The following is a 12,281-nucleotide window of genomic DNA, read 5'->3' as shown; positions in this document are numbered from 1 at the left end:
ATCAGGTGATAACGTGAAAAAATTAACAGAACCTGAAATTATGGCGATTTTACGAGCGGCTGATGAATTGATTGGAGAAGGCGGTCGAAATCTCCTCGCAAAAATATTAAAAGGTTCCAAGGAAAAGAAGCTTTTAGCACTTCATTTAGACAAGTGTCCAGTTTATGGTTATTTTCATAAACTAAGCCTCGCAGAAGTTATTGAAAAAATCGACTGGATGATCAAACACGATTTTTTAGAAATTCAATACTCTGGAAGGCTCCCGATGATTGTGTTTACAGATCGAGGGTGGGAGTTGGAAAGAGATCAAAGAGCGGACGAAATTTTAGCGGAATGGTATCAATGGATCGAGCAAGACGATTTCTCTCATGACATGACTTACCTTAAAGACCGTAATCGAGGTATGATTCTTATACTTTTAGATAAAATCAAGGAAACTGGAGAAAGAAGATTCATTCCCTTGTTAGAAAAGTGGGGAGAAATTGATTATAAGAAGGTTAGAAAAGAGATCCGAGCGACCATTTCACATATTGTTAAAAATAAAGCAACGGAAAGTGATGAGAACTGGCAAATTATCCGAGCAGAGCTGTTAAAAGGTAGGAACCCTAGAGATGTCGATTTGAAATGTATGAAATGCGGCAATATCTTTCCGTTTCGTACTTTTGAAAGGTATATGTATTTTACGAATCAATGGCGCTACCCAAGGCTCTGTCCTGAGTGTGATCAAGAAAACAGGTAAAAAATAGAATCCAAATAAAGATATTGCATGAATATACAAGTGGTGTTATATTAATACTTGCTGAAAAAATACGAACAACAATGATAAACGGGGAGAACAACATGAAATCAACTAAATTTACAGCAGGTCAATATACAAAGTTTTGGTTGCCATCACTTATTGGGGTATTATTATTCCTTGTTCCTATATCTGTAGATGGTAAGGTTACGATTGGTTTAGGAGTATTAGCAGATGGTTTGCAAGCCCTGCTAGAGGATTATATTCCTTTAATTATGACGATTATTTTAAGTGTGTCTGCTATTGGTAGTCTAATAACGAAGATGATAGACATCCCTTTTTTGAAGAAAAGTCCTTTTTTAGATAGTTTATTTAATATTCCATTATTATGGGTTATATTGCGTTTCTTTGGTGCACTATTTGCGATTTTAACATTAACAGAAACTGGTCCAGAATTTATTTGGTCAATGGCAACAGGTGGCACCGTTTTGCATGATTTAATTCCAGTCTTAATGGTATGGTTCTTCTTTGCCTGTCTATTTATGCCACTGTTATTACAGTTTGGTTTGATGGATTTTATTGGTACGATCGTAAGGAAAATTATGCAACCATTATTTAAATTGCCAGGACGTTCTTCGATTGATGCGTTAGCGTCATGGATGGGAAGTGGAACGGTAGGCGTATTACTTACGACCCAACAATATGAATCTGGTTATTATACAAAACGAGAAGCAGCAGTGGTAGCAACGAACTTTTCGATCGCGTCAATTGCCTTTAGTTTAGTCATTGCTAGATTTTTAAGTATTGATCACTTATTTGTCCAGTTCTATTTGACCGTTATTGTTGCAGGTGTAATTGCTGCTATTATCGTACCACGAATACCACCGTTATCACGTAAAGCGGATGTGTATTACGAAAAGGCAGGAAAACAAATAAATGAAGACGTGCCAGACGGTGTATCTAGTTTTAAATGGGGTGTCGAAAAAGCAGTAGAGAAAGCAGGTCAGGTGAAGAGCTATCGAGGTGTGATCAAAAGTGGTGTATTGAATGTTATTGATATTTGGTTTGCCTTGATCCCTCTCGTAATGGCGTTAGGAACCATAGCACTTATTATTGCAGAAAAAACTCCAATTTTTAATTATTTATCTTATCCGTTCATACCATTTTTGCAATTGTTACAGATTCCAGAGGCAGAAGCAGCGGCACCCGCGATGATTGTTGGGTTTGCCGATATGTTCTTACCCGCTGTGATTGGTAGTGGGATTGAATCGGAATTGACTCGCTTTGTGATCGGGGTTATGTCCTTAGCACAGCTTATTTATATGTCGGAGATTGGTATTCTCTTACTAAAATCTAAGATCCCGATCTCGCTTTTCCAATTGTTCATTATCTTCTTGCAAAGAACAATTATTACGTTACCAGTGGTAGCATTAATGGCACATCTTTTATTTTTTTAACGAATAGGTCATAATAAAGAGAAGCATTGGTTGATTGCCAATGCTTCTTACTGTTTAAAGGAAAGGTGAATTACAAACATGAAGATGGAAGCTTTTTATTCCAATAATATAAAAAATGCAATACAAAACGATCCACCTGGTGAATGGATGCCATATATACCAGCGGACTGTATTCGTCTAAGTTCAGGTTTCCCTGCACCAAGTCTTGTACCAGTCAAACAACTAAAAGAATCGGTTGGCCAATTACTTGATGAGGAACAAGATCTGCCACTTCATTACCTTGGCACTCCTAAAATGGACCAATTAAAACAGCAAATTATTGAACGATTAGATGAACGTGAAATGAAGTTTGCGATGGAAGAGGTACTAGTTACTGCAGGGGCTTGCCAAGCAATTGATTTGATTGCACGGATTTTTATTGATGAAGATACAGTGGTGGCAGTCGAATCACCAACCTATATGGAAGCTTTAGAAATTTTTCAAAATTATACAAATTCTTTTATGGAAATTCCGATTGATGAAGACGGATTACAAACAGAAAAACTGGAAGATCTTTTAACGGAACGACAAGGTAATGGTCTTCCACTACCAAAAGTGTTATATACAATCCCTACCTTCCATAATCCAACAGGAACAACATTGACAGCTGAACGGAGGACACATCTTTTAAAATTAGCGACTCAGTTTGATTTTCTAATTGTAGAGGATGATGCTTATGGAGATCTATACTTTGATGACCAACCTACTCCGTTAAAGGTGTTTGACAAGGATGGTCGAGTCCTTTACCTAGGGTCTTTTTCAAAAGTAGTTGCTCCAGGATTACGAATTGGCTGGGTAGCTGCAACAAAGGAAATAATCGAAACGTTATTTTGGTTTAAGAAAGATTTAGACCATCCCTTTGCACAGGCGGTTATGTCAACTTACTTAAGAGACTATCCATTAAAAAAACAATTAAGCCTGCTACATAAATCGTACAAAGAAAAGTGTGATTCGATGATCGATGCGTTAGCTAAATATATGCCAGATTCTGTATCATGGTATGTACCAAGGGGAGGCTATTTTGTATGGATGAAAGTACCTGGTGAAGATACGTCGAAGCTTCTTGAGCAGGCAACGCAGAAGGGTGTGTCGTTTTTGCCAGGCAAATACTTTTTCCTAAATCAACAAGATGGTAAGGAGTGGCTTCGTCTCTCCTTTAGTTATGAAGAACCAACAGCTATTGTAGACGGAGTAAAGAAGTTAAGCGAGATCATCTGAAAAATAAGTCAATGTGATAAAACGGAACCATCGTAATGATTTGGTTCCGTTTTGTATTTACTTTGCTTGTTTGAATCAGGCATAATAGGAAATATAATCTACGAGGAGTGTGAGTTATGGACTTGGTAATGATGGTGCTATTAAATGGAGTAGTGGGTATGTTTATCCTTTATGCTGTGATTAAAGCAGCGGTAAGGCAAGGTATAAATACGTCGGTAATCGGTCAACACTTCAAAGAGAGAAATAATTACCAAATGAAAGATTTCAGGAATGATTTAGATGATCAATAAGTAGACTATTAAAATGTGAAGGCTTGAGATAATTACGGCATAACCGTTCATCATGCCCCGATTTAAGTTTCAATTTGAGGAATAAATGGAAAGTTAAAGATATGTTTCACTTTATAAATTTGAGGGAGGACACACGATGCATATTATCATCCGTCTTGAAATGGAAAAGAAAAAAGTGAATATTGGCAAGGTTGCTACCTTAATTCATCAACATAAGGCTGACTTAGTAGCTATTGATGTCATCCAAGAAAAGCCTGATGTAACCATTCGCGATATATCGATTAAAGTTAGTGATGAATCGATACAATTGAAGGTCATTCAGGGATTGAAGGATACAGAAGGACTTACCGTCAGACATATATCGGATCGCACCTTTCTGATACATTTAGGTGGTAAATTAGACATTCGCCCCAAACTGGACCTTCAGAACCGAGAACAGCTTTCACATGTGTATACACCAGAAGTGGCAAGAGTAAGCCGTGCAATCGATGAGAAGCCAGAATTAGCACATAATTTAACGATAAAAAATAATACGATAGCGATTATATCGGATGGTACTGCGGTATTGGGATTGGGCACCGTTCGACCGGAAGCGGCCATGCCTGTTATTGAAGGGAAAGCGATGCTACATAAACGCTTTGCAAATATTAATGCCTATCCGATAAGTCTCGCTACACAAGATCCTAAAGAAATTGTACAAACCATTAAAGCAATCAGCCCAGGGTTTGGTGGAATTCATCTAGAGGATATAGCATCTCCTCAATGTTTCGAAATAGAAGACACTTTAAAAGAAGAATTAGATATTCCAGTCTATCATGATGATCAGCATGGAACAGCTATTGTTGTGTTAGCAGGTATTCTAAATGCATTAAAGTTGGTTAAGAAAAGACTAGAAGATGTAAACGTTGTCGTATGTGGTGTGGGGGCAGCGGGTATTGCCACAACCAAAATGCTTATGGCAGCGGGTGTTGGAAATATTGTAGGTGTAGATAAAGCAGGTATTATTTCATCAAATAACAATTATGATAATGCGATGTGGCAATGGTATGCAGCTAATACGAATGCCGATCAAATAGATGGACCTTTAGAAACAGCTCTAGAGGGTGCAGATATCTTTATTGGTGTATCCAGTGGTGGTGTTTTGTCAGTTGAAGGTTTGAAAAAAATGGCAGATGATGCGATTGTGTTTGCCCTTGCTAACCCTGAACCTGAAATTTCCCCGGCTCCTGCACAGGAACACGTGCGTGTGATGGCAACAGGAAGGTCTGACTATCCGAACCAAGTCAATAACCTCTTATGTTTTCCGGGAATATTCAGAGGTGCTTTAGATGCGAAGGCAACAGCAATTAATGATGAAATGAAAGTAGCAGCAGCTAAAGCAATTGCGGCAACGATTCATGAAGACGAATTAAGTGAAGATTATATTATTCCAGGTGTATTTAATGAAAAAGTGGTGAAACAAGCCCGAAATGCTGTTTATCAAGCAGCCATGGATAGTGGAGTTTCCAGGAAGATATAGCATTTGACAAATTTTTTGAATATCAATTTATGTTCATAGATACATGTGTGCTTCTTGGCGAGATAACATCTATTATCTCGCCAAAACTCAAACACCACTAAAAATATAAGCGAAGATTTTATTTAAACGCCTCTGGTATCATAGTGAATCCATCTACAACTGTGTCCTCTTCCACTTCAATCATTAAATAGCGTCGTCCATCTAATTGTACTTGTCTTACATGGCGTAAATCTTCTGGACTGACTGCGATATTGGCAACTTTCGTATTTATTTTAATAGATTTAGAGTTATACTTAGGTACAATATTCCGTGCTTTCAATTCATAGCTCGTATCGTCAATTACATTTTTAAAAGCTGTTTCCATTTTTTCAGTATCGACCTCTTCTACACCACTGGATTTCAACACACGTTCGACATCTTTATAATCTAAAGTCGGTGTTTCTTCCTCTTCGTTATCTTCTGTCATTCGGTGGATTTCTTCATATACATTAGCAAGGGTTGAAGAATTAATTTGGTGTCCTACCGCATCACGAACCACTTCTTCGAAAACTATTTTGTCTTCCTTTGCTGTCATCGTTTCTTCCGCGTTTAGGACATCTTCAACAAATCCTTCATCCGGTTCATTGGCCTTCCCTGCTGCGTAAAGTATATGGTTGACGTCTGCTGCATTATCGGTGAAACAAGGGAATAGGAATCCTCCGATTGGTGCGTTTAAATTAATCACAGGGTCGACCACCACGTTGTATTTGAATTGTTTTTCGACATAGTCAAAATGCAGTTCCTTTTTGGGATCTTGTGTTTTATTAATACTGCCAAGAATAAAAGAATGGGAATAAACCGAATCAAGTTCACTTTCTTCAGACTCTTCATTTTTACGCTTGGCCGGTTTTACGTATTCTCCGCGAATAAAAGTGATGACGATATCCATCTCATAAAGTCTGTCTTGCAACATTTTCTCTACAATTTGAAGCATTTGCTCTTTCCAATCTTCACTCTCAGCAGTAAGCAATCCTTTATGTAAAATAAGTTGGGTCGGATTATCGACGTCTGATTGGAATTTTAATTCAAACAATTTTTCATCAAGCTGACCCGTTAAGACTTTTTTAAAATTCGTCATAAATAATTCTTGCTCATCTTGATCCAGCATGCTAAAGACTTGGCTCTGTTGATGATAAATGTCACTGGATTCTTTCATAATATAGACGTTAAATATCTCATTAATTTTCATACGATCATTATCTATTTTAAATTCTTTTCGAATACTGGCTATATCTTTTTTGTTCATGCTTATTTCACTCCTACTTCCATCTTTTATATCGCTTTTCATATTTTAACATACAGATTAGCATGGTGAAGAGAAAATAATAGAGAACCGTTTCGTTTTCTGAAACTTATGACGAATAATTTAATATATAAATCATAATGAAACCGCTTTATAATATAGAGTGTGAAAAGTTTATAAAATTAATTTATAAAGAAGGAGGCTGTTTAGTATTTCTTCTCAACTAGATTGTACATCTTCAGATGAAAAGAATAAAAGGGTGAAAGGAAGGTTAAGATGAACTTTATAAAAAAGATCGGAGTATTAATAGTCGCAATAGTTCTTATTGTTAGTACTTTCTCATTTAACAATTTAATAGAAGTGGAAGCTAATGCAGAAGATAATTTAATAGTTAATGGGGGATTTGAAAGCGATTTATTTGAAGATGGCTCATGGGAAATAGATCCTATCGATTGGGACGCAGTAGCTATAAATGCAGTAAAAGCAGATGCTGCAAATTCAGGGAATTATTCATTTAATTATTTTGTAAATGAAGGATTTGGAAGCCAAACTTTTACACTTAGTCAATCATTGGACAGCTTATCAGCGGGTAGTTATCAATTATCTGTACAATCGATGGGTGGAGCAGATGAATTAGCAGGCAATATTGAATTATTTGCTGGTTCACATTCATCAGGAACTGTAGCAACAAACGGTTGGGATGATTGGCAAGAGATAAGCATTCAATTTGAAGTTGAAGAAGACTATGAAACAGTTGAGGTTGGAGTGAATGCCTCTGGAGATTCTGCTGGTTGGGGATATTTGGATAGTTTTCGTTTAATTGCCTTAGATAGTGCAGACGAAGATGAATCAGAAGAACAAGATACAGATCCAGTGGAAGCAGATATTTTTGTCGAAAAAGTACCAGGTCTTGATGATGATTTCATCAAAGGTGTGGACGTTTCCAGTATTCTAGCATTAGAAGAAAGTGGCGTTAATTTCTATAGTGAAGAAGGCGCAGAACAAGATATATTTACGACATTAGCCGATTCGGGTGTCAATTATGTTCGCGTACGTGTTTGGAATGATCCATACGATGATGATGGTAATGGTTATGGTGGTGGAAATAATGACATCGATAAAGCGATTGAAATAGGAAAACGAGCAACAGAGAATGGAATGAAAGTACTTGTTGACTTCCATTATTCCGACTTTTGGGCGGATCCAGCAAAACAGCAGGCACCAAAGGATTGGAAAGATTTAAACTTCGAAGATAAAAAATCGGCATTGTACGATTACACCAAAAACAGTTTGCAACAAATGATCGATGCAGGTATCGATATTGGTATGGTACAGGTCGGAAATGAGACAAATAGTAAATTGGCAGGAGAAGATGATTGGGATAAAATATCACAATTATTTAATGAGGGCAGCAAAGCGATAAAAGAAATAGATGACAATATATTAGTTGCCTTACATTTTACCAATCCAGAATCGGCTGGGCGCTATGAAACTCTTGCGCAAACTTTGGAGGATAATCAAGTAGATTATGATGTGTTTGCTAGTTCTTACTATCCATTCTGGCATGGAACTTTAGACAATTTAACTTCTGTATTAAAAAACGTCGCTGATAACTATGATAAGCAAGTGATGGTCGCAGAAACATCTTATACGTATACAGAAGAAGATGGGGACGGTCATGGGAATACCGCTCCACAGGATTCTGGACAAACGATCAATTATCCAGTAACTGTCCAAGGTCAAGCAACGGCTGTCCGTGATGTCTTTGAAGCAGTGGCAAATGTGGGCGATGCTGGTATCGGTGTCTTCTATTGGGAACCGGCATGGCTACCTGTAGGAAATCCAGATAATATCGATCATGACCAAAATAAGCAGATATGGGAAGAGTATGGATCTGGATGGGCAACAAGCTATGCGGCAGAATATGATCCCCATGATGCTGGTGAATGGTATGGTGGTAGTGCAGTTGATAATCAAGCGTTATTCGATTTTCGTGGTCACCCACTCCCGTCCTTAAATATATTTAAGTATGTGGATACAGGAGCTAAAGCGCCGTTAGCCATTGATCAAGTGAATAATGTCTCTTTATCGGTCACACTAGGTGAAGAAGTCAGATTACCTGAGACTGTTACGGCTATGTATAACGATGGCAGTGAAAAAGAAGTTGATGTTACTTGGAACGAAGAACAATTGGAACAAGCTATTGAAAATGGCGAAGGTTCCTATGTTATTGATGGTACGGTAGAAGGTGATCATTCGGTAAAAGTAACTCTATCTATTCAAGCCGAAAATTTCGTCCTTAATCCAAGTTTTGAAAATAGTGATACAGATATGTGGGATATTGCATTTCCAAACGGGGTATCATCACATGCGTCTGTACAGGATAATAAAGCTGATTCACGTACAGGTGATTATTCATTGCATTTTTATTCAGATTCACCAGTAGATTTTAAAGTGCAACAAACCATCACCGATTTAGAACCTGGATACTATAATCTATCCATGTTCATCCAAGGCGGAGATGCAGAAGAGTCTGATATGAAACTATTTGCCACTACCAATGACGACGAATTTAGCACAGCTACTCATGTTGATGGATGGGCAAACTGGGTGGAGAGCAAACTTGAAGAAATATTAGTTACCGATGGTACGATTACGATCGGAGCAACGATTAAAGCAAACGCAGGTGCCTGGGGAACGTTAGATGATTTTTACTTGTATAAGGTAAAAGATTATCAAGCCCCAGAAGAGCCAAAAGATGAGGATTCAGATAACAGCGATGATAATAGTTCTGATAATTCATCTGATAAAGAGAATGAAAATTCAGATTCAAATACAGACGATTCAACTGACACCGATAATGAAAAAGATAAAGAAATTGAGAATGAAGAAACGGTTGAGGTCAAAATTACTGATGCTAAGCAATTAGAAAAAGCAGCTAAGAACACTTATAAAACAACGAAGGAAGCACGTAGTACCTCGATAAGTAAAGAGGTTATTAATCAACTGGACGATGAAGCCCAAATTGAACTGACGAAAAACGATATAAAAGTAAGTCTTCCAGTTTCTATTTTAAAAGGAAAAGGTGATATTCAGTTTAGCTTTGGAAAGGTATCATCAGATATTATTTCAGCACATGCTGACAGTTTAAGTACTTTAATCGATTTTACGTTAACTGCAGGTGGCGAAACAATTAACTTTGATACGCCAGTTACCTTAACCTTTACAATAGATCCAGATAAAGTAAAGAATTGGAATAATGTAAAAGTATACTATATTGATGAAAATGGTGAAAAGAAAGAGGAAGCAACCATTGTCTCTATTGATAAAGATACTGGTGAGATTGTGTCTGAAGTCGATCATTTTAGTATATATGGAGTATTTGAAGAGGATTCAAGTGGCGATAGGCTACCAGATACAGCAACTAGCCAATATAATTGGTTAATGTTGGGCACTGCGTTTCTGTTGATTGGTTTATCAACTATTCTTTTAATCCGTAAACGAAAACAAGATTAATCAAAAACACCCTTTAGTCAGGATAATACTAAAGGGTGTTTTTACATTCTTTAAATAGGGTAAAACTAACTAAAACAACGTTTAGGAGGTAAGAGCGATGCGTGACACATTTAAAAAAGGAATGACCCTTGGCCTTGGATTGGCTACATTAAGCAAAGAACAAGCAGAAAAAGTGATTGATGAATTAATGAAAAAAGGAGAATTATCCAGGGAAGAATCAGATGGTATTTTTCAAGATTGGGAACGAAAAGGAGAAGAAAGCAAAAATTACATCGATGACATGATGAAAGAAAGAGTTAATAAGTTGTTGGAAGAGTTAGAAGTTGTGACTAAAAGAGATTTACGTGCATTAGAACAACGAATTACACAATTGGAAAACCAACTGAGAGAAAAAGAATAGGCTATCATGCCATTCATTGAAAAAAGGGGGGGATTATTATTTTCAGGAAACAAATGAGACATATTCAGCGATACAGAGAAATAGCAGTTGCATTTTCAAGAAATGGATTTGGTTATATTGTCAAAGAACTTGGGATGGATCAATTGTTTCCCCTGCCTAGAAGGTTAATAGTAAAGCGAGAACAAGAGAAGACAACGAAATCAGTTGGACAAAGAATGCGCTCCTTTTTAGAAGAATTAGGTCCAACATTTATCAAAATGGGACAAATGGCAAGTACACGTCCAGATCTTATTCCACCTGATGTTATAAAGGAATTAGAAATGCTGCAAGATCAGCTATCTCCTGTCCCTTTTGAAAAAGTACGCCTTATTATCGAAGGAGAGCTCGGTTCGCCGCTCGAAGAGTTTTTTAAAGATGTAGAGGAGAAACCTTTAGGTGTTGCCTCTATTGGACAAGTGCATAAAGCAACATTGATATCAGGAGAAAAGGTAGCGATTAAAGTCAAACGGCCCAACGTAGAGAAAGTTATACATACAGATTTGGAAATATTACATGAACTAGCTATACGAGCAGAACAGCGGCTGAAATGGGCAGAGCGATATCAAGTTTCGGATATTGCCAACGAATTCTCTAAAGCAATAAAAGAAGAATTAGACTTCGTTAATGAGGGTAGAAATGCAGACTTAATGGCAAGACAATTTAAAGATGACAAAGATGTTTCGATACCATCTATATATTGGGAATATAGTACGGATAGCATATTAACGATGGAATTTATAGAGGGTATCAAACTAAATGATTATGGCAATTTAGAAAAGAATGGATATGATACAGAAAGGTTAGCAGAGACAGTCGTACAAACTATTTTTTATCAAATTTTTAAAGATGGTTTCTTTCACGCGGATCCCCACATCGGAAATATTTTAGCAATACCTGGTGACAGAATTGCTTTGATGGATTTTGGAATGGCAGGACGCTTATCTGAAGACATGAAAAGACATTTGGCATCTTTAATCATCGCAACAGTGAAGCAAGATTCACAAGCTATGATCAGGGCTATTACCAAGATGGGTGTTGTACCAGAAGAAGTTAATAAGCATGAACTGCAAGGAGATATTGATAAGTTTATTATTAAATATTATGACATTCCATTAAGTGAAATGAGTTTAGGTGAGGCTATTACAGACTTGTTCTTCATTGCAAATGAGCACAAAATAACTATTCCCACTGATTTAACACTTGTCGGTAAAACATTATTAACGATGGAAGGGGTAGTGGAGCCCTTAGCGCCAGACCTTAGTATCATGGATGCAGCCGAACCGTTTGGTAGGGAGTTGATCAAAGAAAGGTACCATCCTAAAAAAATTGCCGAGGACATCTACGATCAATTGAATGATTACAGTGATGTATTGCATGATATGCCAGAAATCGTCCAGGAATTAACTGCTATCGTAAAGAAACGGAAATTGCCAATCGAAATCTCGATTCCTGCAGCAAACTCGTTTTTCGACAAGTTAGATCGTGTTAGTAACCGGTTATCATTTAGTATTGTATTATTAGCATTTAGTTTAATAATGGTTGGTCTGATTATAGGTTCCGCTTTAGGGAGACAATCTTCATTATTATGGGAAATACCAGCGATCGAAATCGGCTTTGTCATAGCGATGTTAATGTTCGCCTGGTTAATTTATTCGATATTTAGATCTGGTCGTTTTTGAATGTAGGAGTAAGTGGTTTACATGCCATTTACTCCTTTTTATGTAGGGAGAAAGCATATAATAAGTGGTGTATGTCTAGCTTCGAACCCTCAGAACCAGCAGTTGG

The 12,281-nt window shown here is 37.2% G+C and carries 9 protein-coding genes; 8 read left to right on the top strand and 1 reads right to left on the bottom strand.

Annotated features, from left to right (window positions below):
• The first annotated feature begins 13 nt into the window (after window positions 1–13).
• The 5 genes from BN3107_RS17955 to BN3107_RS17940 all read left to right on the top strand — a co-directional run bounded on the left by BN3107_RS17955 (window position 14) and on the right by BN3107_RS17940 (window position 5,259).
• On the top strand, window positions 14–739 hold the full coding sequence (locus tag BN3107_RS17955; protein ID WP_231735397.1) for an RQC-minor-1 family DNA-binding protein: 726 nt from the start codon (window positions 14–16) through the stop codon (window positions 737–739).
• 101 nt (window positions 740–840) lie between these two features.
• Window positions 841–2,193 carry a YjiH family protein gene (locus BN3107_RS17950; RefSeq protein WP_058308993.1) on the top strand — a complete coding sequence of 451 codons (1,353 nt, stop codon included), beginning with the start codon at window positions 841–843 and terminating at the stop codon, window positions 2,191–2,193.
• Window positions 2,194–2,271: 78 nt separating this feature from the next.
• Window positions 2,272–3,450: an aminotransferase-like domain-containing protein gene (locus BN3107_RS17945; protein ID WP_058308992.1), complete on the top strand. Its 1,179-nt coding sequence runs from the start codon at window positions 2,272–2,274 to the stop codon at window positions 3,448–3,450.
• 116 nt (window positions 3,451–3,566) lie between these two features.
• Window positions 3,567–3,740, top strand: coding sequence for a hypothetical protein (locus BN3107_RS20045; protein ID WP_187371043.1), 174 nt, complete (start codon window positions 3,567–3,569; stop codon window positions 3,738–3,740).
• A gap of 136 nt (window positions 3,741–3,876) precedes the next feature.
• Entirely contained in the window at window positions 3,877–5,259 is a 1,383-nt protein-coding gene (locus BN3107_RS17940) for an NAD-dependent malic enzyme (protein WP_058308991.1), read from the top strand.
• Window positions 5,260–5,377: 118 nt separating this feature from the next.
• On the opposite strand, the gene BN3107_RS17935 is transcribed toward BN3107_RS17940, so the two are convergent.
• Window positions 5,378–6,544 (bottom strand): DUF4317 domain-containing protein, encoded by a 1,167-nt coding sequence (locus BN3107_RS17935; protein WP_058308990.1) that lies wholly within the window; start codon window positions 6,542–6,544, stop codon window positions 5,378–5,380.
• Between the two features lie 273 nt (window positions 6,545–6,817).
• Here BN3107_RS17935 and BN3107_RS17930 point away from each other — a divergent pair, with 273 nt between their 5' ends.
• From BN3107_RS17930 to BN3107_RS17920, 3 genes are all read left to right on the top strand, one after another.
• The gene (locus BN3107_RS17930; RefSeq protein WP_058308989.1) at window positions 6,818–10,057 is read left to right on the top strand and encodes a glycosyl hydrolase 53 family protein; all 3,240 of its coding nucleotides are present in this window, start codon (window positions 6,818–6,820) and stop codon (window positions 10,055–10,057) included.
• A 97-nt stretch (window positions 10,058–10,154) separates the two neighbouring features.
• Window positions 10,155–10,457, top strand: coding sequence for a phasin family protein (locus BN3107_RS17925; protein ID WP_058308988.1), 303 nt, complete (start codon window positions 10,155–10,157; stop codon window positions 10,455–10,457).
• Between the two features lie 53 nt (window positions 10,458–10,510).
• A complete protein-coding gene (locus BN3107_RS17920; RefSeq protein ID WP_231735395.1) occupies window positions 10,511–12,175 on the top strand; it encodes an ABC1 kinase family protein in 1,665 nt (554 codons plus the stop codon).
• The last annotated feature ends 106 nt before the right edge of the window (window positions 12,176–12,281 follow it).

Origin of the sequence: Gracilibacillus massiliensis, from assembly GCF_001458115.1 — a bacterium.
GTDB lineage: Bacteria > Bacillota > Bacilli > Bacillales > Amphibacillaceae > Gracilibacillus > Gracilibacillus massiliensis.
This window is presented reverse-complemented; position numbering and strand designations above follow the sequence as displayed.

What these genes read in the sequence shown, in the direction of transcription:
- BN3107_RS17950 (WP_058308993.1), top strand. Translation starts at nt 841, where the DNA reads ATGAAATCAACTAAATTTACAGCAGGTCAATATACAAAGTTTTGGTTG.
- BN3107_RS17945 (WP_058308992.1), top strand. Translation starts at nt 2,272, where the DNA reads ATGAAGATGGAAGCTTTTTATTCCAATAATATAAAAAATGCAATACAA.
- BN3107_RS20045 (WP_187371043.1), top strand. Translation starts at nt 3,567, where the DNA reads ATGGACTTGGTAATGATGGTGCTATTAAATGGAGTAGTGGGTATGTTT.
- BN3107_RS17940 (WP_058308991.1), top strand. Translation starts at nt 3,877, where the DNA reads ATGCATATTATCATCCGTCTTGAAATGGAAAAGAAAAAAGTGAATATT.
- BN3107_RS17935 (WP_058308990.1), bottom strand. Translation starts at nt 6,544, where the DNA reads ATGAACAAAAAAGATATAGCCAGTATTCGAAAAGAATTTAAAATAGAT.
- BN3107_RS17930 (WP_058308989.1), top strand. Translation starts at nt 6,818, where the DNA reads ATGAACTTTATAAAAAAGATCGGAGTATTAATAGTCGCAATAGTTCTT.
- BN3107_RS17925 (WP_058308988.1), top strand. Translation starts at nt 10,155, where the DNA reads ATGCGTGACACATTTAAAAAAGGAATGACCCTTGGCCTTGGATTGGCT.
- BN3107_RS17920 (WP_231735395.1), top strand. Translation starts at nt 10,511, where the DNA reads ATGAGACATATTCAGCGATACAGAGAAATAGCAGTTGCATTTTCAAGA.